Below are 19,896 nucleotides of genomic sequence, written 5' to 3' on the forward strand. Positions count from 1 at the left end.
AACATGTTCGCCGTATACGCCGCTGAGCCAAACATGAACGACCCGCTCTCCTCGATCCGAGCGGGCGAGCGTCCGGACCCCGAGGTGCCGGCCGGTCATGTCCTGGTGAACGTCAAGGCCGCGAGTGTGAACATGCACGACATCTGGACCCTGCGCGGTGTCGGCATCAAGCCTGAGCAGTTCCCGATGATCCTCGGCTGCGACGGCTCTGGGGTTCTCGACGACGGCACTGAGGTCGTCATCCACTCGGTCATCACGTCCCCGGGTTACGTTGGCGAGGAGACGCTCGACCCGCGCCGCACGCTGCTCACCGAGAAGTACCAGGGCACGTTCGCCGAGAAGGTCGTCGTGCCGCAGCGCAACGTCGTGGTCAAGCCGGCCTCGGTGAGCTTCAGCGAGGCCGCGGTCATGGGCACGGCGTGGCTGACCGCGTACCGGATGCTGTTCGTGAAGTCGGGTCTGCGCCCGGGTCAGACGATGCTCGTGCAGGGCGCGTCCGGCGGTGTATCGACTGCCCTCATCCAGCTCGGCGCCGCCGCAGGAATGACCGTCTGGGTTACCGGACGAAGCGAGGAGAAGCGCGAACTCGCGCTCGGTCTCGGTGCGCACGCTGCGTTCGAGTCCGGCGCTCGACTCCCCGACCGCGTGGACGGTGTCTTCGAAACCGTCGGCAAGGCCACATGGTCGCATTCGATGCGTTCGCTCAAGCCCGGCGGCATCATCGTCGTCTCCGGTGCCACGACGGGCGACCCCACGGCGGCCGAACTTCAGCGCATCTTCTTTCTGCAGATGCGCGTCGTCGGCTCGACGATGGGCACCCGCGAGGAGATGGAGGGCATGCTCGCCTTCTGCGCGAACAAGGGAATCAAGCCGCAGATCGGCGCCGAATACGCACTCTCCGATGGTGCTGAAGCGTTGCGGGCGATGCACGACGGCGAGACCGCCGGAAAGATCGTGCTCACCGTTTAGCGCACACCAGGCCGCGGGGCGCGGCTAGGCTGCAGTCGACACCTGTCGTGAGAATTGGTGAGTCGAATGCTGCCGCAAACCCAACGTCGGACCGGCACCCGGTCCGACCTGCATCTAGCCGCCCTGCTGGCCGAGACTCCGGAGTTTGCCGGGCTCGCGCAAGACGAGATCGAGAAACTGGTCTCGATCAGTTCCGTCGCCGATCTCACAAGTGGCGCAACGCTTTACAGCGAGGGCGATCCGTCCGATCACATCTATGTGCTGATGCATGGTCGGCTCCGGGTCGCGCGCGGCGACGATCTCATCGGCTACATCAACCGACTCGAAACAGTCGGCGAGATGGGCGTTCTCACCGGTGAGAAGCGGACGTCGACCGTTCGGGCTATCCGCGACAGTGTGGTCCTGACGATCGACGCCGACGAGTATCGCCACTTCATGGACATGCATCCGGCGGGCTATCGGAGCCTCATGAAGGTCGCGATCGACCGGTTACGCCAGGATGGCGTCGCCTCGCGCCTGGGCACCACGACGAACGGCACATTCGCAGTTATCCCATCGGGTCCCGATGTGCCGGTTCGAGTGCTCGCCGAAACGATGGTCTCCCGCCTGTCGGGGTGGCCCGCGGCCCGTCTCATCACCGCCGAGCACGTCGACGCCGCCCTCGGTGAAGGCACCGCGCGCGCACCGCTGTGGGACAACGCCGCGAATGCCCGGATCGAGGACTGGCTCGCCGAACTCGAGCGTCGTCACCGCTACCTCGTGTTCGCCGCCGACAGTGGGCGCGATCCCTGGGCCGCGCGATGCCTGCACAATGCGGACCGCGTTCTCGTCCTCGCCGAGGCGATGTCGCAGCCGACGCCCGTTCCGGTGCTGCAGGAACTTCGCAACAAGGGCCTCATCGCGCCGGTCGAGTTGGTGCTGCTGCGTCCGGTCGGCGACGGCTCTCCGCACACGATGGCGTGGCGTGCCATGACAGGCGCCCGTGCACACTACTTCGTGCATCCGTGGGAGCGCGCCGAACTAGATTCGCTTGCGCGTCAGGTCACCAGTCGCGGCGTCACACTCGTGCTCGGCGGTGGTGGGGCCCGCGGATTCGCACACATTGGCTTGGTCCGAGCGATGGAAGAGGCCGGCATTCCGATCGACGTCACCGGCGGCACGTCGATGGGCGCGTTCATGGCGAGCCTCATCGCCTGCGGATTCAACAGCATGGACATGACGGAGATCGCGCGCGAGACGTTCGTGCGGGCCAACTACCTCAACGACTATGCGATCCCGCGGACGTCACTGCTCAAGGGCACGCGATTCTCCAATCGCCTCCACGACATCTTCGGGGAGCAACAGATCGAGGATCTGCGGCGGACGTTCTACTGCGTCGGCACGAACATCACCACCGGTCAGGCCATCATCGGCGACCGCGGGCCGCTTTACCGCTGGGTCGCGGTATCGATGGCAGTCCCGGGTGTCGCACCGCCGGTCGCCTTCGAAGGCGACCTCCTGTGTGACGGCGGCGTCGTCGACAACCTGCCGATCAATCAAATGCGCAAGCTCGAACGTGGCGCCATCATCGCCTGCAACGTCAGCACCGATGGCGCGCTGCGGGCGCCTGGCGCCGGTATTGGCGAGCCGGATCTCGCGGCGATGCTGAACTGGAAGGGCGCGACGAAGCCGCCGTCACTCGGCGAGATTCTCGTGCGTACGGCGATGCTGTCGAGTTCGGTGGCGGTCGAGCAGTCGGCACGAAACGTCGACGTCTACGTGAAGATGCCGGTCCAAGGCTTCGGCATGTTCGATTGGAAGGGACTCGACGCGCTTGTCGACCTCGGGTACGAGCACGCTCGGGAGCAGTTGGATCTGATCAAGGATCAGTTGCTCTGAGGGTGACCCTTCTCTCGCAGACTGGCTTGTACGAAACTAGGGGTTTTGTACAAGACACCCGTTGCGAGAATGGTTCCCCTGAGCGATGACGATGATCCGGCCGGCGACGGCCGACGACGCGGCCGCATGTGCGCAGATCTACGCGCCGGTCGTGACCGACACCGCGGTCACGTTCGAGTACGAGCCGCCCTCCGCCGAGGAGCTGGCACGCCGAATCGAGGCTGCGCACGTGTGGCTCGTGGCGGTCGAGAACGACACCGTGCTCGGATACGCCTACGGCGGACCCTTCGCTACCCGCGCCGCCTTCGCGCGAACGTGTGAGGTCAGCGTTTATCTCGCACCGGATGCACGTGGCAAGGGTCTTGGGCGACAGCTCTATACGGTCCTGCTCGAGCGACTACGCGACAATGGTCTCCACGTCGCCATCTCCGGGATCGCCCTCCCGAACGACGTGTCGATCGCTCTGCACACGAGCTTCGGATTCGAACTCGTCGGCATCTACCGCGAGGTCGGCCACAAGTTCAACCAGTGGCATGACCTTGCGCGCTACCAACTCCGGTTAGGCGACTAGCTCGGCCGGCTCCGGCAACATTTCGCGCGAAATCCCAGCCTCGACCGCCATTTCCACGATTCGGGTGTGAAGCGTCGGATCGACCTCACCGATCGCCTGCAGCACCCGCCCGAACTCGGCCTGCTTCGTCTCCTCCATGCGCGTCACGAGATCCAGGAGCACCGGCCAGCACTCGCCCATCAGAGCGGCTTCGGTAGCTGCCTGCATCGACGTCGCGCCGAGCGACACCATGATCTCCGAGACCGCGGCCCGGTTTTCGTCCCCCATCTGGCCGATCATCGGGAGAACGACACCCCACATGTCGTGTTCCTCCGCGGCCAGGAGAATCGATCGTTGCACCTCGTCTTCCCGCAAGGCCGGAAGATTGACGACGCGGTGTTGCGAAGGCGGTGACATGGCGGACACCACCGGGAGCACATCGATCCACAGTCCGCGGCGATGGGCTTCGAGGATGTATTCGTTGATCAGGCCTTCCGCCTGGTTGGCGAAGATGTCTCCGAGTTCGCGCTTGAACCCATAGCTGACGTGAACGAGAAGCGAGAGGAACTCGGACAGCAGTCCCGCCGGGTCCTGCTGAATCCGCTGGAGCAGCCGCTCGATCCGCTCGCGCGGCAGCATCCGGAAAATATGGTCGACCCGGTTCTTCGACTCCATCATGAACGCGACCTTGAGCAACGCGGTCTCGTCCGGGAGCGCTTCTTCGACGGCCCGCAGCGTCTCATCGGAGACGTAGTCGATGAATTTGCTGATGGTCGAGAAGTCGCCGCGAGCCTCGAGTTCCAGTGCCACGTCGACGATCACGTCAGCGGGCAGGAGTCGAAGCACTTCCCGAACCCGGCGAGGGTCAACGTAGACGCCGACATCGGCAAGCATCGGGATCGGGAACGCACAGGCGTAGGTGACCATCCGGCTCGGCTTCAGTAGTGCTGCGATTCCGCCCAGCAACACCGGGTGCACTCGACCGGCGACTTTGACGGCAAGCTTGGTCGGCACCCTCCCGACAATCGGCGCCAATGCGCGGAACATCGGCTGGTCTTCTTCGTACAGGTACTCCGTGATCGACTCTCGGAGGAGGCGAAGCGCGTCCGGTTGAATGCCGACCAGGAACTCGACCTCATCGGGATCGACATCGAACAGGCGGGCAAGTTTGAGAACTTCGGCCTGGGTCGCGAGTTGGCTCATCGACGATCCCTCGCAAAGACGAACTTGTAGGCGGCGTTCGTCACTCGGCCGCCGAGATCGGTCATGGATTGCTCGATCTGCGTGCGGTGCAAGGCCCGCGCATTGTCGATCAATTCCGTCAGCTTGGCGACCTCGTCCAGAGACAGGCCACGCAGCGACGCGAGACTGGATGGGGGCAGGCGGAGCTGAGCCGCGAGATAGCTGATCGAAGTCACTCGCATGCTGGGACCCTAACGTCCGGCGGGCGGTGACGACCGCGGGTTCGCGGGATTGGTTCACTGTGTGCGCAGGTCAGTGGGTCAAGTGGGCGTGCTCGTGGGTCGTGCCCTCGATGTCCTTCGAAGTGCGGTGGAGCAGCACATTCCCAAGGTCCGTCAACGCCCGCGAGACCGCGAGTTCGTCGCCGATCGCGGGTACGTCGTCGTCGCTCGGATTGAGACGTGCAAAGCCGACGCCCACCAGCCGCTCGCCGGCGAGATCCAGCCGCGCACGTGCCCGCGTGTAGTTGTCGTGCTCGTCGATGTCGACGTCAATCGACCAGATCTTCTTCATCGGGTTGTTCGAACGAAAGTCCATACCCCAAGAGTCCGCTGGTATGCGACCTACCGCCAGCCCTCAGAGCTCGGCGATCAAATCCGGCAGCTGTGCAATCGAATCGATGATGTAGTCCGGCTGCGGGTTTGCCTCGCGCGCGAGGCAAACCCGATACTTTCCGGTCCGGACCAGCACGCCGATCAGCCCTGCCTTCTGTGCGGCCTGGACGTCAGCTTCGACGTCGTCGCCGATCATCAAGACACTGTCAATCGGAACGCCCAGCACTCCGGCCGCCGTTTCGAACGCGGTGGTCGAAGGCTTTCCGATCGCCGGGATCGCAGCGTTCCCCGCCTCTTCGAGGCCGGGGAGGTAACCGCCCACGTCGAGACGGAGCCCCTCGGTCGTCATCCAGGTGCGGGCTCGGTGCATGGCGATCACCGGGATGCCGTCGAGCATGAGTTCGGCGACGCGACTCAACGCGAGATGACTGAACTCGGGGCCCGCGCCACCGAGTACGACGACGTCTGGAGACGTGTCGTCAGTCAGTTCGATCCCGGCGAAGTCCTCGTCGATGGAACCGCTGTTGAGAATCCAGCAGCGTGCGCCCGCGTGGTGACTCTTGAGGTACTCGGCAGTGAGGCTGCCTGCGGTCAGAACCTCGTCGACGTCCACGGACATCCCGCAGTCGGTCAGCTTCTGCGCAATGTCCGACCGGGTACTCGACGTCGTGTTCGTCAGGAACGCGCGCGGAAGTCCGGACAACTGGATGAGCGCATCAGCCGCGCCACCGATAGGGTGCCAGGAGGTAACCAGCACGCCGTCGATGTCAAACAGGACTCCGCGGATTCCGGTCATAATCCGATGTTAGGAGCGCGTGCGCCCGTGGTTTGCTTTACCCAGAGCTTCGGCCCCCACAGCCGCTCACAGTCAAGCGATACGCGATCGCAATTCGGACGTTTCCGACAGGCAACTAGCCGGTCGGTAAGTTAACGTCGTGTCGTCTCCCACTGATATCCGCAGTGACTTCCGACCTGCCGAAAACGAAGCGAGTTTCGCCCCCACGGAGAGCCCTGTCATTGACAGTGCTCGTACCGGTCGGGGTACTGACAGGGCGCGAACGTGGCTCGGAATCGGCCAGTCGTCAGGTCCCCGCGATCGGTACTTGGATGGCCTCCGCGCGGTTGCCGTCACATCGGTGGTTGCGTACCACTCCTGGCAGTTTGCTGGGATGCCGAACATCGGCTGGTGGAGAATCCCGATCTCGTGCGGCTACCTGGGCGTGGATTTGTTCTTCGTCCTCAGCGGATTCCTGCTTGCACGACCGTGGTTCTCATCCGAACTGACGGGCAAGCCGAAGCCCTCGCTGCGCACATTCTGGTCCCGCCGCCTTCGGCGTATCGCGCCCGCCTATTACGCCTCAGTCATTGTGGTTTTGACGCTGGGCCTGGGCACCCCGCTACTCCCCCGGTCAGCCATCGAGGGCTCGCTCGGCGCCTGGAACCTCGGCAGCATTCTGTTGTTGGTCCAGAACTACGTTCCGCTGGCGTCCAACAACCTGGGTGGAATCGGCGGCCCATGGTGGACTCTGAGCCTCGAGCTCACGTGGTACGTGGTCTTGCCCGTTGTCGTCCTCGGCTTCATCGGGCGGCGGTGGCGCGTGACTCTCCCGGTGTTGCTGGCGGTATCGGTCGCATGGATCTTTCTGTCGGCCAACTGGTTCGATCCGCTGATCCATTTCATGCAGAGCACCATCAGTCCGACGACGTCCACCACCCTCGGTGTCCCGAACGATGAACTCCGCATGCGCCAATTGCTTTTGAAGCAGTTGCCGGCCTATCTGTTCGAGTTCGGGATTGGCGTTGCGCTCGCTCGCCTCGAAGTGATCAAGCGATTGGCCCCGGCGAAGTCGACCCTGTGGTGGACCTGGCCGGCGATTCCGGTAGCGGCGTTCTGCGCCGGAGTGTTCTGGCTGGCAGCGACCCAGATTTCGCTGTTCATGACGTGGATTCATCCCACCGCTGGCGGGGTTCAATGGATTCGCTATTCACACACGGTGTTTGCGATCGGAATCGGGCTGTGCGTCTTCGGAATCGCCTTCGGACCGAAGGTACTGAGGGCGCCGTTCACGATCCTTCCCGCTCGATACATCGGGTGGGTCAGCTATGGCATTTACCTCTACCACGTGCCGATCTGGTTTTGGACATCACAACACTGGCACCGTAGTCCCGACTCGGCGGCCGAGGCCTATCTGACGGTCTTTCTCGCAGTACTCGGGGCGTCGACCCTCGCCGCGACGATCTCGTGGCTTCTTATCGAGCGTCCGTTTCTCGCGGGATCCGGAGTTCGGTCCCGGTCCGCCGTGGCGGTGGTCGTCGTGTTGGCGGTCGCGCTCGTCGCCACGTGTTTGTTCAGCGGCCGAGCCCTACTGTCGTAAGCCGTCAGTGTTGACCGGCGAACTCTGCCGTCAGCCGCGCAATCAACGCCGGATCATCCGCCACGATCCAGTGCTTACCCGGCACCCGCTTGACGGTCAGATTCGACGTGTACGGAGTCGCACTGCGAATTTGAACCGCCGGCTTCACGAACTCGTCTTGCTCCGGCGCGATCAGGAGTACCGGAACATCGGAGTGCCGCTCCTGCGGTGCCCCAAGCTTCCGAAGCATATTGGCGCGGTACAACTCCAGACCATTGATGACGTTGCGCTCGGCGAGCGGGTCGTCGACGTGGGGCGATCCCGCCGCGACCGGGGTGACCTTGCCAAGAATGCCGGCGCGCGCCGCCAATTCAGGCAGCTGTGGCAGTTGGAACAGCGCCAAGTAGTACGACGACACGATCTGCCGGGCCACCGGGATCGGCTCGAGCAGCAACCGCCGAATCCACTTACCCGCGTGATCGAGCGACATGCACGACACCGATGTGTACGAGGCCACCCGCGGTGCGAACTCTGGTGTGGTGACCGCTTCCCAGCACTGGATCGAACCCCAGTCATGGCCGAGCAGATGAACCTTGCGCCCCGGCGCGACCTCGTCGGCGACCGCCTGCAGGTCGAGCACGAGCTGCTCGAGACGGTAACCGCGACGAGAATCCGGAGCCTCGGATTCCCCGCAACCACGGACGTCGTAGGTGACGACGTAGAAGCGGTCCTGGAGGATCTCGACGATCGGGTCCCACAGGACATGACTGTCGGGGTACCCGTGAACGGCGATGAGGACGGGGTTCGCGGGATCTCCCGACGTCTGAACGGCGAGGGCCAATCCGTCGGAGGTTCTTACATACATGAAGCTCCTTGACTCACAGAAACAGAGGTACAGCGCGGCCACAGTGTAGATTCGGCGGCCACCCGATACCAGCGCCATTTGGCCCCGAATTCGACCTGTCGGTCTCTTTCCACGGCGTTGTTCGAAGAGGAGAATTTCAAGTGCAGACCACCTCTGTGACCTGCGCTTTTCTCCAAGGAAGCAACGACGATGAAGAAGTCCACAACCTCTCGCATCGCAGCGACCGGCAAGTTCGCAGCCGAGCTCGTTGCAGCATCCGCAATCCTGGCAGGATCGGGCGCTTTCGCCTTCGCGAATCCGACGCCAACGACTCCCACGACTTCCGACGTGCAGACCGTCGCCTGGGGCCACCACGGTGGCGGGTATGGGTACTACTACTACTACGACCACGGCTGCTAAGGAGCCAATCAGCCCGACGGGACCCGCGGACGCACCGTTCGCGCGCTCGCGAACTACTTCTCATCCACCTGGTACGTGTTGATCACGAACATCGCCAGGTGGATGAGTCGGTTAATCGCATCGTTGCGCTCGACCGCGGGAACGACCGCATGGCTGATCGCGATCCGGGCCATCGAGTCGCCGAACATGACGGCATCGTAATCAGTCATGGTCGGACACAACGCCTTCAACACGTTCGACAGTCGGGACGTGGCACGCGCGTTCGTCTCGCGCACGAGCTCGACCAACTCCCCCATGTCGCCGGTGAGGACGATCTGGATGAGCGGTTCGTCGATCATGTCGAAGAACAGGTTGAACGCGTCCCGGAGTCCGGTTTCGGAATCGGGTGCGTCGGCCATGATCTTGTCGACGGCGTCCATCAGATCGTCGAGTCGGTTCACGATGTACGCATCGGCCAGCGACCGGCGCGAGCCGAACTCCTTGTAGATCGTCTGGCGGCTCACACCGGCCGCCGCCGCAACAGCCGCGACGCTCGTGGCGGCCCAGCCGTTGCGGCGAATCAGCTCATCGACAGCCGTCATCACCGAATCGCGCAGTAGGTCGCGCGCGGCCTCTGCGTAGGGAATCCGGGGAAATGGGTTCGCGATCATTCTCGCCTTACGGGTTGGACGGATCAGTCACATGTTCTGGGCGATTTCCCGAAGCTCATCGGGCATCTCGTCGTCGGCCGTGTCCTCGGCGGTGAGGTCGTCTTCAGTGAGCTGAGTGGCGTTCAGACCACCCAGGTATCGCGTCAGACCCGCCTTGTCGTAATGCTCCTTGATGCGATCGCTCATGAGACCGATGTACTCGAGGTTGGGCACCAGACGCTGGAACATAGTACTTCGGAACGACAGCATCGACGGTGCCTGCAGGATTTCCGCGTCCCATGTCTTGAGCGGAATCTTGTGTGAGAACCACTCGTCGTAGATCTCGCGAAGCTTGAACCGGTTTCGCATGAGCAGCGCGACCTCGAACGCCCAGTCCTCGCGCTCGCGACGCTCGGCCTCGGAGACGTTCTTCGTGATGTGCTCGCGCAGAGCCAGCACGCCGTAGTGAACGTGCCGCGCTTCATCCTGGATGACGTACTTCAGCAATTGCTTCACCAGCGGCTCCCGGGTCTGCTGGTACATCGTCGTGAACGCGCCGAGCGCCAGGCCCTCGATCATGATCTGCATGCCCAGGAACTTGATGTCCCAGCGGCCGTCGGTCATCAGGTCGTCAATGATGACGAACAGGTTGTCGTTGACGGTGTAGATCTTTTCCATCTTGGTGTCGAGATACCGCAGGAAAACCTCGAGGTGCCTGCCCTCGTCCATCACCTGAGTGGCGCCGTAGAGCTTGCCGTCCATCCATTGCACGCACTCGGTGACCTGCGCCGCGGCATACAACGCGCCCTGCTCGCCGTGCATGAACTGGCTCAGCAGCCAAGCCGCGACATCCCACGTGAGCTGCTGCTCTTCCTTCTTGTTGAGCTTCATGCCGTACTTCTCCGGCACCTCGAACGGGATGAACTTGCGCGGCAGGATCGGGGTGTTCGGATTGTCCGGCGTAACCTGCGTCCCCCACGGCAGATCGGCATCGCCGTCCCACTGGTGCGACACCGCGCGGCGGTAGAGCTCGTACATCTCGGTGAAGTCGCCCTGGTAGTTCAGCGTGTAGTAGGCCGAGTGGTTCGCCTTCAGGTCGACGTGGTCGGCACCCTTGTTCTCTTTGAGTACCAGCCCGCGGATGGCCGACGGTGCCATGGCCGCGGCGACCTTCGGGTTCTGAATCGACAGCATCGTTCCGACGTTGTCGAGAGCTTGATGAATCTCGTTCTGCGCCTTCATGGGCAGTCCGTGCATGAGCGAATCGAACGAAATCCTAGGCGTGGTGAAGACCATGATCGTGACTCCCTACGCGTCGAGTACGGCGCTGGTGTTGGCGTAAGCGGAGCAAGTGAGGACGTAGCCGTCGGCTTTTTCGGCGTCCGTGAGGCAGTTGGGTTCGTCGACTGTGACGTCACCTTCGAGAACCCGCACCTTGCAGTGAGCGCAGCCACCGACGGTGCAGCTGAAATCGAGCTTGACGCTGTTGCGTAGGCCCGCATCGAGAATCGTTTCGCCGGGCTTTTGCACGGCATGCTTGCCTGACTTCTGGAACAGGAGCTGCTGCGGTTCCGTCGGCATGGCCGACGTGTGTTTCGGTGCCGCGTAGAACTTTTCGGAGTGAATGCGGTCTGCGGTGATGCCTGCGTCGCGGAGCGCCCGCGACGACGAGTCCATGAGATCAGCCGGACCGCACAGGAACACATGGGTGTTCGCGCCCGGCGACAGCAGTTTCGCGACCCGTTCGCCGGTCAGTCGGCCGGTCTCCCCCGACCAGCCCGAACTGGGCTGACTCAGAACGTGGAAGACCGAGAAGTGCGGGTACTCCTCCTCGAGCGCCGCGAGCCGGGCACCGAAGATGATCTCCGACTGACGTCGCGAGCCGTAGAGCAGGCGGACCGACCGCTGCGGGTTGGTGTGTAATGCCGTCTCGATGAGGCTGATGACCGGAGTGATCCCACTTCCGGCCGCCAGGAACGCCAGGTTGGCGTCCGGGTCGGCCGGAAGTTCGAAATCTCCCGACGGCCCGAGCACGGTGTACTCATAGCCGACGGCGATGTTTCCGTTGACGAACTGCGAAACCCGACCGCCATCAACAGCTTTGATGGTGCACGCGAGGTGGTCACCCTCGCGCGTGCTGATCGAGTACGCGCGCTTGACGATGTCACTTCCGATGCCGAAGCAGTGCGTCAGGTACTGGCCAGCGCGGAACGAGATCTTGTTTGAACCGGTGTCTTCGAGGATCAACGTGACGGCGTCGGTCGTTTCACGGACCACATCGACAACCCGTACGTGGTGCTGAGCGATTGCTGTGGCCGACTGACCCCACCGCTTGGACGGTCCGTTGGGCCTGGCGATCAGGTATCCGTGTTCCCGGAACGGGTTGACGCGGCCGACGAGTCTCCTGCCGCTTGCCAATCCGGGCAATCGGCCGACGACGCTATTGATCATCAGCACCCCCTGCGCCATTGCAGCTATGAGGTGGACACTACGCCCCGAACTGTCCCACGGCTAGACATTCCGGGCAGTTTGTAAACTTTCTAGGCAACCGACCTTGTTTGTCTACTTGTCCTTCGGCTGGTCCGACGGCGGTGGCGTCTGCGGTTGACGCGCGGACGGGTTCGTCAGCCCCTTCAGCAGACCACCAACAGCCTTATTGACCTCGGAAATTGCGGTGTAAACACCCTCGGCGGTGGCGTCATGGACCTCACGTGCGGCCCCCGCGCCCTGCTTTGTCTGCGGGATGGCGTCGAGGATTCCGAACACGCTCGACGCGATGACACCGTGCGTACTTTGGACGACGTCGGTCCCCAAGGCGACTGCCTGTGTTCCGGCTTCGAGCGTCTTGCCGATCTGCTCGGCCCGCTTGATGACCAGTGCCCGCTCGACAGTGACCGCGTTGAGGCGGTTCACCTCGTCCGCGGCGGTCTGGATTGCACGCCGGGTCTTGAGCCACGACCGCAGCGCGACCAGGCTCAGGAGCAGAACAACGACGGCACCGACGACGGCGATGAGTTCAGTTTGCGACATGGATCCTCACGTCAGCCTTGACGCCCTCTTTCTCGAACTGTTCTTTCATCATCTTCACGGCCTGCTCGTAGACGACCTTTCGAATCGCGCCCGGAGCAATACCGCCCACGACCCCGGCGAACTTGACCTGCGAGGACGCCAATTCAACGGGGTTGAGGATCTCGATGGCAATCACCCGGTTGCGTCCACCGGCGAGTTCCTGAGCGACCGACACCGGCGCCACGACCGCCGCCGATGCCACCGCCGCGTTGGCCCCGATGTCATCGGCCCGCTTTCGGGCCTTGCTCGATAGCGCCAGCAGAACCAGCAGTAAAACGAGATTCACGGCTGTCAAAACGACCGCGACCGCCGCCATGGCGATCCTCCTCAAATCGGTGAGAAATGTGCCTCCAGCCTAAGCTGCTCCGGAGGGCAGCGCCGCCGATACGACCAGAGGACCGAACGGGTGACCTAGGCTTCGCGTATGACGACTCGTTCCGTGTTCATCACCGGCGCAGCGGCGGGTATTGGTCGTGCCACCGCGCTGCAATTCGCGCGAGAAGGCTTCCACGTCGGCATATACGATGTGGATTCGCGCGGGCTCGAAGAGTTGAGTCAGCAGATCCTGGCCGCCGGCGGAAGCGTACGCGCGGGACTGCTCGACGTCACCAATGTCGATCAGTGGCGGTCGGCGCTCGAGGAGTTCTACAACGACACCGACAGCCTCGACGTGCTCATCAACAATGCGGGGATTCTGTCGTCGGGCAAGTTCGCCGAGATTCCGCTCATGCGACAGAAATTGATCGTCGACGTGAACGTCAACGGCGTCATCAATGGCTCCCACACCGCGTACCACTACCTCCGGGACACCCCGGGTTCGGTGGTCGTGAACCTGTGTTCCGCATCGGCGATCTACGGTCAGGCCGACCTCGCTACCTACGGCGCGACCAAGGCTGCGGTCAAGAGCCTGACGGAGGCGCTCGACATCGAGTGGAGTCGGCACGGAATCCGCGTCATCGCCGTGTGGCCACTGTTCGTCAAGACCGCGATGACCGAGGACATGGACGCCGCGTCGATTCGCCACCTGGGCATCCACCTCACGCCCGAGGATGTCGCGGGCGAGATCTTCAAAGCCGCCACCCACCGGCCGAAGATTCCGAAGGTTCACTACGACATCGGTTTCGGCACGAAGGTGTTCTCGATCGTCACGAAGCTGTCGCCGAACATGGTGACGCGCGCGTTCAACCGGTACTACCTGAGTTCCTGACCCAACTCGTAAAGCTGAGTCTCAGCCGCTTTGACGACGAAGTGCACCGCTGATCCCGGTGCCAGCTCGAGTTCCGCCGCGGATGCCAGCGAGATGTCGGCCATCAGATCGCCCGCGCGAACTCGTACCCCCGAACCGTGCGGCTCGACTCCGGTGACGGTGACCAGGAAATGATTGCGCGGACTTCCGTGCGGAGTTTCGAGAAAGACCGATACCGCGGCGGGCGTGAACGCCGCGAAGGCTGCGGCACCGACAGGCAGTTGCTCGTCGCTCACGCCGAAGATCGTGCCGATCGTGGTGTCGAGCGTCGCCTCCCGCACCACGGTTCCGGCGACGAGGTTGACCCCGGCGAGCTGTGCCGCGAACGAACTCCGGGGCCGGGTCAGGACCTCACGGGTCGGACCGAACTCGGCGACCCGGCCATCTTCGATCACGATCACGTGGTCCGCGAGAGTCATGGCATCAAGGGGATCGTGCGTGACCAAGAGAGCGGTCAATCCCGGCGTTCGTAGCACCTGCCGCAGAACTGCACGGACTTCCGGCACCGCTGTCGCATCAAGCGCCGCCATCGGCTCGTCGAGGAGAATCAGCGCCGGCTCGGCGGCCAGCGCCCGGGCAATCGCGACGCGCTGCGCTTGCCCCCCGGACAGTTGTGACGGCTTTCGCGATTCGAAGCGCTCGACGCCGACCGTCGCGAGCCATTTCTGCGCGAGTCGGCGACTTTCCGCGCGTGACTTTCCGGCGCACCGCGGCGCGAACGCGACGTTGTCGAGCACGGTGAGGTGCGGAAACAACGTCGCATCCTGGTCAAGCAGCGCCACACCTCGACGATGTGCCCGAAGTCCGGTCAACTGACGACCGGCCAGCACCACGTCGCCGTCAATGGAATGGACACCGGCGATCGCGTCGAGAACTGTCGACTTGCCGGCGCCGTTCGGGCCGAGGATTGCCGTCACCGAACCAGACTCTGCACTGAACTCAACGTCGATCCCACGCGAGGGGTCATTGAGGCACACCGTGAGGGTCATCCCCGCCTCCCCCGGATCGCCGCGATCACGATGGCGGCGACAACGATCAGCACCAGGGACAGCGCGATCGCGGCGTCGGGGTCGGCCTCACGCTGCAGGTAGATCTCGAGCGGCATCGTCCGGGTGACGCCCTGCAGGCTTCCGGCGAAGGTGATAGTCGCGCCGAACTCGCCCAACGCCCGAGCGAAGGCGAGGACCGTGCCCGAGATGAGGCCGGGCATCACCAGCGGAATCGTCACGCGATACAACACCGTCGTCGGACCGGCACCCAGCGTCGCCGCAATGCGCTCGTACCGCTGACCCGACGTGCGCAGCGCCGCTTCCAGGCTCGTGACGAGGAACGGCAGCGCGACGAAGGCCTGGGCCAGGACGACGGCCGTCGTGGTGAAGGCGATCGAGATCCCGAACGCTTCGAGGTGCTTTCCGATGAGCCCTTGCCGCCCAAACGTGTACAGCAGCGCGATACCGCCGACGACCGGCGGGAGAACCAGCGGCAGAACAATTGCCGAGCGGAGCACGACGATCCCGCGGGATTCGTTCCGAGCCAGGACAAAGGCCACGGGAACGCCGACAACCAGACACAGGATCGTGCTGGCGGAGGCCGTCTCGAGGCTCAGTTTCATTGCGGCAAGAGAGGATTCGGACGCGATGAGATCGAAGAAGTGTGGCCAGTCGACCGACCCGGTGAGCGCAACCAACGGCAGCAGCACAAACAGCGCGCCGAGCGTCGCAGGGAGGTAGATCCACCGGGGCAGCGTCACGGGCCTGGGGTCTCCACGATGACGGTGGTCGCCTTGACGACCGCAACCGCGAGGCTGCCTGGCTGGAGACCGAGTTCGCGGACCGCCTCGGAGCTCATCAACGACACGACCGTGAACGGACCGCACTGCAGCTCGACCTGCGCCATCACGGTGTCGGCCACAACCTTGGTGACCAGACCGGTGAACCGGTTACGTGCCGAACTACCCACCCCCAGAGGTTCGAGTCCCGGCACGCTCGCACGGTCCCGCGCGAACTCGGCGAGCGTCGCACCGTCGATGACCTGTCGGCCCGACGAATCCTTCGATGCCGGGAGGGTGCCCGAGTCGACCCACCGACGGACTGTGTCGTCACTGACGGCCAAGAGAAGCGCTGCTTCCTTGATCCGGTACTGCGGAACCATGGGAGTTAGGTTATTCCGTTGATCACCGCGCCTCGTCCAAGACCACACTTCACCTGGCAATAATCGAAAGGTGCGCGATATCCCAGACACCGCAACAATCCGGCTCGCTTCGATTGCCGACGCGCAATCGTTGAGCGAGTTGGCTGCCGAGACATTTCCGCTCGCCTGTCCCCCGTTTGCGACGGCAGAAGACATCGCGCTGTTCATCGCCGACGTGTTGTCGCCGGCGCGCTTCGAGGAGTACCTCACCGATCCCGGGCGCGTTCTCTTCGTCGCGGAGACGGACCGGATGACGGGTTACGCCATGCTCGTGACGAGCGCTCCGGCCGATCCCGAAGTCGCAGCACTGGTTTCCGGACGCCCCACGGCCGAAGTCAGCAAGATGTACGTGCTGCCGAGCGCACACGGGACAGGCCCGGCGACGGAGTTGATGCAGGCAGCGTTCGAGGCGGCTCGCGCTGCCGGGGCCCGGAGCGCCTGGCTTGGCGTCAACCAACTGAACGAGCGGGCCCAACGGTTCTACCGCAAATGCGGCTTCGAGATCGTCGGCACGAAGTCGTTCTGGGTCGGTCACCAGCGGCACGACGACTACGTCATGGAGCGCACATTCTGACCGGACGGTGACTACAACTCGTCGAGCTCGATGATGCTGTCCTGAAGGGCACGCACCAACAGAGACGACTTGCTCGACGCTGCCCGTCCGGCGAGTTCGTACTTGGCACGAATTCGGAGCAGATGGGTGTTCACGGTGCCGATCGACAGAAACAGTTTCTGGGCGACATCCTGCTTTGAATCCGATAGGAGCCATTCCCGAAGCACTTCTCGCTCACGTCGCGACAGCACGGGCGTTGCTTCGCCGGCTGCCACGTCGTCCGGCCGGTCAGGTTGCTGGTCCACTCGTTCCCTAGCTCATTCATCGCGGACGCAACATTGCGCCGAATGCTTAGGAGCGTAAGCGGTCATAACCACAGGTGAGGGGGTCGAAAGCCGCACCTATGCGACATTCGCACCAAAGATCCTTTGAACGCAGGACAGTTCCAGACCACAGCGTCATTCGCTGAAACGACAGCTGCCCTGCCTCATCCGAGGCAGGGCAGCTGTCGTTCCCCTGTGCGATGTTCGTCTATGCCGCCCGATCCAAACTGCGTCGCGGCTCCGGCTTGACGACGGTGCGCGGGGTCGGCACAGGTTCGTCATTGTACTTCAGGAACAGGGACAAGGAGACACCTGCTCCGGCCAGAATCAGTACCAACGAAATGCCGGCTGCCAAGCCGACCAACAGCTGCTCGAGATCGCTCACGGCGCCCTCCTACGTCTCTACTGGGGCAGTTACCTCGGGTTCATCGCGAGACTGGATGACCCTCGTTTCCGATCTTGAACGACGCATGCATCACGTTGAAATCGAAGGGATCAAGGTAGCGATACGGCCCGCTGTGAACTCGCTGGAGCTGCGGTTTTGGACAAAGGGGAAAGGTCACGATTTCGCCGTCGGAGACCGGCTTTTGTCAGTGGGGATAAAACGGTGCAAACGTGCCGCCCAAGAGCTGCTTCCGAACTTCGGGGTCATCCGAGGGCATCGCCCCGTGCTCATCGATGTAATCGACATATGTCTTCATCGACTGCTGTGCCCCCTTCTCCCCGAGCATCGCAAGAAGGCCGGCTTGCTCCAGGAGGAGGCCTGCCTCCAATGGTTGCGACGCTCCCTCGAGCGCCGCCCGTTTGATCACCCCAACCGCCGGCTTGAATCTCGTCGCCAACGAGTTGGCGACTTTGAGAACCTCATCCAGGAATCGGTCAGCGGGAAACAGTCCGGTGACCAGGCCGATGCGAAGCGCCTCGTCCGCCGGGACGACTCGGGCCGTCAGCATGATCTCCAGCGCGGCTGCGCGACCGATCAGGCGGGTCAACCTCTGGGTACCGCCGCCGCCTGGGGGAAAGCCCAGGAGAACTTCCGGCTGCGCCAATTCGCCACCTTCTGTGAGGTAGCGCAAATCGCACGCGAGGGAGAGTTCAAGTCCGCCGCCCGCAGTCTCGCCGTTGATTGCGGCGATGAAGATCGCGCCGCTGCGGCCGATCTTGAGGAGGACCTTGTGCATGAGCTGCAGATCGAGAACCCCGCGAGCGGGCGAATGCGCCAGCAGCACCCTGGCGCCGGGCAACGACGATGCTCGGGAAGCAACTCTCAGCGCCGCGTGGGCTTGAGACTCCGACAGCGCCGGCGCTCCCTGCGCTGCCTGCAGTAGTTCACGCACGTCGAAATGGGCGAGAAACCGATCCGGCCGCGCTCCCGTTATGACTACGACACCGATGCCGTCGTCGGAATCCGCGCGGTCGACGATGGCATCGAGCTCGGCAACCATCTGAGTCGTCATCAGGGCATACGGTGGATTGTCGAGCCGGGCAATCAGCACACGTCCCACTTGCTCGGTCTTGACCTGCTGAACCACGCGACTCACCTCGGCTTATGCCTGAAGATCAGGCGCAGTCCTCAGTATTCAGCGTCCGTTAGGGGAAGTTTCGAGAAGTTCGAGATGCGCTTCGACGAAAGGCATTCGCCTTGCAATACAAGGCAGTTCAAGTGGTTCTAGCTGGGTTCGAACCAGCGACCCCTCGCGTGTGAAGCGAGTGCTCTTCCACTGAGCTATAGAACCGAATCGGCGGGATCGAATCTAGCACGCCACTCCCCCGGGTTCCGAATTGGGTCCAGTGCCGCGCCCAGGGATCCGCGCGAGGGAACAAACAGCACGCGTACGGCGCTTGAAAAACAGGAGACACACCGTTAACCAGCGGATTTGTACGTCGCGCAGATCGTCGGCTAGTGTTCTCTTCGCACGCCACGGAGAGCGAAAAGCGAGCCGGGTGAGCATGCGGATGTAGCGCAGTTGGTAGCGCATCACCTTGCCAAGGTGAGGGTCGCGGGTTCGAATCCCGTCATCCGCTCGCAGGTTGGATTTCAACCCTGTGCGGTGGGGTGGCCGAGTGGTGAGGCAACGGCCTGCAAAGCCGTGCACACGGGTTCGATTCCCGTTCCCACCTCGCGCGATTAGCTCAGCGGGAGAGCGCTTCCCTGACACGGAAGAGGTCACAGGTTCAATCCCTGTATCGCGCACCATGAAAGCCCCTGTCTAACAGGGGCTTTCGGTGTTTCTACGCCGACTCGCGAATGCGCTGTACCGTGCTCCGCATGCGAGACCTCTACTCCGCGGCGGGTCGCGGCGCAGCGTACGGATTGTTGATCACCATCGTGCTCGCCGTCATCGCTGTCTGGACGAACGTCATCGCGCCAGGTGGGCCTGACGAGAGTGATAGTGACCCCGAATACCGAGTCTGGTACCTGATCACGCTCATCGCGCTCGCTGCGGCATTTGCGGCTGTTGGCTGGTTGGTCCGCGGTGACCAAAAGTTCCGAACCGGTGGGATGGCGGGGGCATCTGCGGGAGCCGTCGTCGCGATCGGCGTCACCGTCACCTTTCTCGCTATCAACAACGCCTTCCTTGACCTCGTGATGCAACAGCACGACAAGCGCGTCGCGTTCGCCAGCAGTGGCTGGACCTCGGCACGCGCGTACCTCGCAACCGTCCAGATCGAAGGTGGAGCGGTCCTGCTACCCGTTCTCGCACTGTTCGGTGGAGGACTCGGACTGCTCGGCGGATTGGTGCGCGGACATCAGACAATTCGGAACCAATGACCCCGAACCGGCGCGGACCTTCTCGCAACTCGACAGAATGCCGCTGAGGAACCGTTCATTTCAGAAAGGGACACCATGGCAGTCAGCGTCAATCTCGAGAAGGCACTCGACAAGGCATTCGAGAACGCCACCATCGCGGAGGTTCTGGCCGCACCCCCGTCAGCACTCGCCGGCCTGACCGCAGCGCACGACGAGCAACTGCTCGCGGCACTCAAGGTCAAGACCATCGGCGAACTCGGCAACAACAAGTACATCCGCCTCGCGGTCGCGCTCGCGGACCTCGGTGGCAAAGAAGGCTGAGC

Annotated in this window: 25 protein-coding genes and 4 tRNA genes; 12 read left to right on the forward strand and 17 right to left on the reverse strand. The window is 63.2% G+C overall.

Annotated elements, in window-relative coordinates:
- The first annotated feature begins 3 nt into the window (after positions 1–3).
- From F600_RS0110980 to F600_RS0110990, 3 genes are all read left to right on the forward strand, one after another.
- Positions 4–969 carry a zinc-binding dehydrogenase gene (locus F600_RS0110980; protein WP_018160665.1) on the forward strand — a complete coding sequence of 322 codons (966 nt, stop codon included), beginning with the start codon at positions 4–6 and terminating at the stop codon, positions 967–969.
- Positions 970–1,035: 66 nt separating this feature from the next.
- Complete coding sequence (locus tag F600_RS0110985) at positions 1,036–2,847, forward strand: patatin-like phospholipase family protein (RefSeq protein WP_018160666.1); 1,812 nt, start codon at positions 1,036–1,038, stop codon at positions 2,845–2,847.
- A gap of 85 nt (positions 2,848–2,932) precedes the next feature.
- Complete coding sequence (locus F600_RS0110990; protein WP_018160667.1) at positions 2,933–3,418, forward strand: GNAT family N-acetyltransferase; 486 nt, start codon at positions 2,933–2,935, stop codon at positions 3,416–3,418.
- Here F600_RS0110990 and F600_RS0110995 read toward each other — a convergent pair.
- The 4 genes from F600_RS0110995 to F600_RS0111010 form a co-directional block, all read right to left on the reverse strand.
- Positions 3,407–4,600 (reverse strand): hypothetical protein, encoded by a 1,194-nt coding sequence (locus F600_RS0110995; RefSeq protein WP_018160668.1) that lies wholly within the window; start codon positions 4,598–4,600, stop codon positions 3,407–3,409. The genes F600_RS0110990 and F600_RS0110995 overlap by 12 nt on opposite strands.
- Complete coding sequence (locus F600_RS0111000; RefSeq protein WP_018160669.1) at positions 4,597–4,821, reverse strand: hypothetical protein; 225 nt, start codon at positions 4,819–4,821, stop codon at positions 4,597–4,599. The genes F600_RS0110995 and F600_RS0111000 overlap by 4 nt, the downstream gene beginning before the upstream one ends.
- A gap of 70 nt (positions 4,822–4,891) precedes the next feature.
- Positions 4,892–5,176, reverse strand: coding sequence for a DUF1876 domain-containing protein (locus F600_RS0111005; RefSeq protein WP_018160670.1), 285 nt, complete (start codon positions 5,174–5,176; stop codon positions 4,892–4,894).
- Positions 5,177–5,215: 39 nt separating this feature from the next.
- The gene (locus F600_RS0111010; protein ID WP_018160671.1) at positions 5,216–5,989 is read right to left on the reverse strand and encodes an HAD-IIA family hydrolase; all 774 of its coding nucleotides are present in this window, start codon (positions 5,987–5,989) and stop codon (positions 5,216–5,218) included.
- 139 nt (positions 5,990–6,128) lie between these two features.
- Here F600_RS0111010 and F600_RS0111015 point away from each other — a divergent pair, with 139 nt between their 5' ends.
- Positions 6,129–7,568 (forward strand): acyltransferase family protein, encoded by a 1,440-nt coding sequence (locus F600_RS0111015; RefSeq protein WP_081628805.1) that lies wholly within the window; start codon positions 6,129–6,131, stop codon positions 7,566–7,568.
- A gap of 4 nt (positions 7,569–7,572) precedes the next feature.
- Here F600_RS0111015 and F600_RS0111020 read toward each other — a convergent pair whose 3' ends face one another.
- On the reverse strand, positions 7,573–8,412 hold the full coding sequence (locus tag F600_RS0111020) for an alpha/beta fold hydrolase (RefSeq protein WP_026306419.1): 840 nt from the start codon (positions 8,410–8,412) through the stop codon (positions 7,573–7,575).
- Between the two features lie 189 nt (positions 8,413–8,601).
- On the opposite strand from F600_RS0111020, the gene F600_RS0111025 reads away from it, so the two are divergent.
- The gene (locus F600_RS0111025) at positions 8,602–8,811 is read left to right on the forward strand and encodes a hypothetical protein (RefSeq protein WP_018160674.1); all 210 of its coding nucleotides are present in this window, start codon (positions 8,602–8,604) and stop codon (positions 8,809–8,811) included.
- A 53-nt stretch (positions 8,812–8,864) separates the two neighbouring features.
- Here the strand turns inward: F600_RS0111025 and F600_RS30320 are convergent, their stop codons facing one another.
- The 5 genes from F600_RS30320 to F600_RS0111050 form a co-directional block, all read right to left on the reverse strand.
- Positions 8,865–9,461, reverse strand: a complete 597-nt coding sequence (locus F600_RS30320) for a TetR family transcriptional regulator (RefSeq protein ID WP_018160675.1) — start codon at positions 9,459–9,461, stop codon at positions 8,865–8,867.
- 27 nt (positions 9,462–9,488) lie between these two features.
- The gene (locus tag F600_RS0111035) at positions 9,489–10,736 is read right to left on the reverse strand and encodes a ferritin-like domain-containing protein (RefSeq protein WP_018160676.1); all 1,248 of its coding nucleotides are present in this window, start codon (positions 10,734–10,736) and stop codon (positions 9,489–9,491) included.
- Positions 10,737–10,748: 12 nt separating this feature from the next.
- On the reverse strand, positions 10,749–11,891 hold the full coding sequence (locus F600_RS27790) for a ferredoxin--NADP reductase (RefSeq protein ID WP_162141411.1): 1,143 nt from the start codon (positions 11,889–11,891) through the stop codon (positions 10,749–10,751).
- Between the two features lie 111 nt (positions 11,892–12,002).
- Positions 12,003–12,470, reverse strand: coding sequence for a hypothetical protein (locus tag F600_RS0111045; protein ID WP_018160678.1), 468 nt, complete (start codon positions 12,468–12,470; stop codon positions 12,003–12,005).
- Positions 12,457–12,825 (reverse strand): hypothetical protein, encoded by a 369-nt coding sequence (locus F600_RS0111050; protein WP_018160679.1) that lies wholly within the window; start codon positions 12,823–12,825, stop codon positions 12,457–12,459. Before F600_RS0111050 ends, F600_RS0111045 begins: the two co-directional genes overlap by 14 nt.
- A 108-nt stretch (positions 12,826–12,933) precedes the next feature.
- On the opposite strand from F600_RS0111050, the gene F600_RS0111055 reads away from it, so the two are divergent.
- Positions 12,934–13,716, forward strand: a complete 783-nt coding sequence (locus F600_RS0111055; protein ID WP_018160680.1) for an SDR family oxidoreductase — start codon at positions 12,934–12,936, stop codon at positions 13,714–13,716.
- Here F600_RS0111055 and F600_RS0111060 read toward each other — a convergent pair.
- From F600_RS0111060 to F600_RS0111070, 3 genes are read right to left on the reverse strand one after another with little or no spacing between them, the layout of a single operon-like run.
- Positions 13,701–14,744, reverse strand: a complete 1,044-nt coding sequence (locus tag F600_RS0111060; RefSeq protein ID WP_018160681.1) for a sulfate/molybdate ABC transporter ATP-binding protein — start codon at positions 14,742–14,744, stop codon at positions 13,701–13,703. The genes F600_RS0111055 and F600_RS0111060 overlap by 16 nt on opposite strands.
- Complete coding sequence (locus tag F600_RS0111065) at positions 14,741–15,505, reverse strand: ABC transporter permease (protein ID WP_018160682.1); 765 nt, start codon at positions 15,503–15,505, stop codon at positions 14,741–14,743. The genes F600_RS0111060 and F600_RS0111065 overlap by 4 nt, the downstream gene beginning before the upstream one ends.
- Positions 15,502–15,906, reverse strand: coding sequence for a TOBE domain-containing protein (locus F600_RS0111070; RefSeq protein WP_018160683.1), 405 nt, complete (start codon positions 15,904–15,906; stop codon positions 15,502–15,504). Before F600_RS0111070 ends, F600_RS0111065 begins: the two co-directional genes overlap by 4 nt.
- A 70-nt stretch (positions 15,907–15,976) precedes the next feature.
- Here F600_RS0111070 and F600_RS0111075 point away from each other — a divergent pair, with 70 nt between their 5' ends.
- Positions 15,977–16,519 carry a GNAT family N-acetyltransferase gene (locus tag F600_RS0111075; RefSeq protein ID WP_018160684.1) on the forward strand — a complete coding sequence of 181 codons (543 nt, stop codon included), beginning with the start codon at positions 15,977–15,979 and terminating at the stop codon, positions 16,517–16,519.
- 11 nt (positions 16,520–16,530) lie between these two features.
- Here the strand turns inward: F600_RS0111075 and F600_RS0111080 are convergent, their stop codons facing one another.
- The 4 genes from F600_RS0111080 to F600_RS0111095 all read right to left on the reverse strand — a co-directional run bounded on the left by F600_RS0111080 (position 16,531) and on the right by F600_RS0111095 (position 18,557).
- The gene (locus F600_RS0111080; RefSeq protein WP_018160685.1) at positions 16,531–16,803 is read right to left on the reverse strand and encodes a helix-turn-helix domain-containing protein; all 273 of its coding nucleotides are present in this window, start codon (positions 16,801–16,803) and stop codon (positions 16,531–16,533) included.
- 226 nt (positions 16,804–17,029) lie between these two features.
- Positions 17,030–17,206 carry a hypothetical protein gene (locus tag F600_RS31600; protein ID WP_018160686.1) on the reverse strand — a complete coding sequence of 59 codons (177 nt, stop codon included), beginning with the start codon at positions 17,204–17,206 and terminating at the stop codon, positions 17,030–17,032.
- Positions 17,207–17,411: 205 nt separating this feature from the next.
- Positions 17,412–18,353 carry an enoyl-CoA hydratase/isomerase family protein gene (locus tag F600_RS0111090; RefSeq protein ID WP_018160687.1) on the reverse strand — a complete coding sequence of 314 codons (942 nt, stop codon included), beginning with the start codon at positions 18,351–18,353 and terminating at the stop codon, positions 17,412–17,414.
- Positions 18,354–18,485: 132 nt separating this feature from the next.
- Positions 18,486–18,557, reverse strand: a tRNA-Val gene (locus F600_RS0111095).
- 216 nt (positions 18,558–18,773) lie between these two features.
- Between F600_RS0111095 and F600_RS0111100 the strand changes: the two genes are divergently transcribed.
- The 5 genes from F600_RS0111100 (at position 18,774) to F600_RS0111120 (ending at position 19,894) form a co-directional block, all read left to right on the forward strand.
- Positions 18,774–18,846 (forward strand) — tRNA-Gly (locus tag F600_RS0111100).
- 25 nt (positions 18,847–18,871) lie between these two features.
- Positions 18,872–18,942, forward strand: a tRNA-Cys gene (locus tag F600_RS0111105).
- A 1-nt stretch (position 18,943) separates the two neighbouring features.
- Positions 18,944–19,018 (forward strand) — tRNA-Val (locus tag F600_RS0111110).
- Positions 19,019–19,090: 72 nt separating this feature from the next.
- On the forward strand, positions 19,091–19,594 hold the full coding sequence (locus F600_RS0111115) for a hypothetical protein (protein ID WP_156024532.1): 504 nt from the start codon (positions 19,091–19,093) through the stop codon (positions 19,592–19,594).
- 75 nt (positions 19,595–19,669) lie between these two features.
- A complete protein-coding gene (locus F600_RS0111120; RefSeq protein ID WP_018160689.1) occupies positions 19,670–19,894 on the forward strand; it encodes a hypothetical protein in 225 nt (74 codons plus the stop codon).
- Positions 19,895–19,896: the final 2 nt, after the last annotated feature.

It is taken from the genome of Smaragdicoccus niigatensis DSM 44881 = NBRC 103563, assembly GCF_000380645.1.
GTDB lineage: Bacteria > Actinomycetota > Actinomycetes > Mycobacteriales > Mycobacteriaceae > Smaragdicoccus > Smaragdicoccus niigatensis.

Excerpts from the sequence above, each read along its gene's own strand:
- F600_RS0110980 (WP_018160665.1), top strand. The coding sequence starts at position 4 with ATGTTCGCCGTATACGCCGCTGAGCCAAACATGAACGACCCGCTCTCC.
- F600_RS0110985 (WP_018160666.1), top strand. The coding sequence starts at position 1,036 with ATGCTGCCGCAAACCCAACGTCGGACCGGCACCCGGTCCGACCTGCAT.
- F600_RS0110990 (WP_018160667.1), top strand. The coding sequence starts at position 2,933 with ATGACGATGATCCGGCCGGCGACGGCCGACGACGCGGCCGCATGTGCG.
- F600_RS0110995 (WP_018160668.1), bottom strand. The coding sequence starts at position 4,600 with ATGAGCCAACTCGCGACCCAGGCCGAAGTTCTCAAACTTGCCCGCCTG.
- F600_RS0111000 (WP_018160669.1), bottom strand. The coding sequence starts at position 4,821 with ATGCGAGTGACTTCGATCAGCTATCTCGCGGCTCAGCTCCGCCTGCCC.
- F600_RS0111005 (WP_018160670.1), bottom strand. The coding sequence starts at position 5,176 with ATGGACTTTCGTTCGAACAACCCGATGAAGAAGATCTGGTCGATTGAC.
- F600_RS0111010 (WP_018160671.1), bottom strand. The coding sequence starts at position 5,989 with ATGACCGGAATCCGCGGAGTCCTGTTTGACATCGACGGCGTGCTGGTT.
- F600_RS0111020 (WP_026306419.1), bottom strand. The coding sequence starts at position 8,412 with ATGTATGTAAGAACCTCCGACGGATTGGCCCTCGCCGTTCAGACGTCG.
- F600_RS0111025 (WP_018160674.1), top strand. The coding sequence starts at position 8,602 with ATGAAGAAGTCCACAACCTCTCGCATCGCAGCGACCGGCAAGTTCGCA.
- F600_RS30320 (WP_018160675.1), bottom strand. The coding sequence starts at position 9,461 with ATGATCGCGAACCCATTTCCCCGGATTCCCTACGCAGAGGCCGCGCGC.
- F600_RS0111035 (WP_018160676.1), bottom strand. The coding sequence starts at position 10,736 with ATGGTCTTCACCACGCCTAGGATTTCGTTCGATTCGCTCATGCACGGA.
- F600_RS27790 (WP_162141411.1), bottom strand. The coding sequence starts at position 11,891 with ATGATCAATAGCGTCGTCGGCCGATTGCCCGGATTGGCAAGCGGCAGG.
- F600_RS0111045 (WP_018160678.1), bottom strand. The coding sequence starts at position 12,470 with ATGTCGCAAACTGAACTCATCGCCGTCGTCGGTGCCGTCGTTGTTCTG.
- F600_RS0111050 (WP_018160679.1), bottom strand. The coding sequence starts at position 12,825 with ATGGCGGCGGTCGCGGTCGTTTTGACAGCCGTGAATCTCGTTTTACTG.
- F600_RS0111055 (WP_018160680.1), top strand. The coding sequence starts at position 12,934 with ATGACGACTCGTTCCGTGTTCATCACCGGCGCAGCGGCGGGTATTGGT.
- F600_RS0111060 (WP_018160681.1), bottom strand. The coding sequence starts at position 14,744 with ATGACCCTCACGGTGTGCCTCAATGACCCCTCGCGTGGGATCGACGTT.
- F600_RS0111070 (WP_018160683.1), bottom strand. The coding sequence starts at position 15,906 with ATGGTTCCGCAGTACCGGATCAAGGAAGCAGCGCTTCTCTTGGCCGTC.
- F600_RS0111115 (WP_156024532.1), top strand. The coding sequence starts at position 19,091 with ATGCGAGACCTCTACTCCGCGGCGGGTCGCGGCGCAGCGTACGGATTG.
- F600_RS0111120 (WP_018160689.1), top strand. The coding sequence starts at position 19,670 with ATGGCAGTCAGCGTCAATCTCGAGAAGGCACTCGACAAGGCATTCGAG.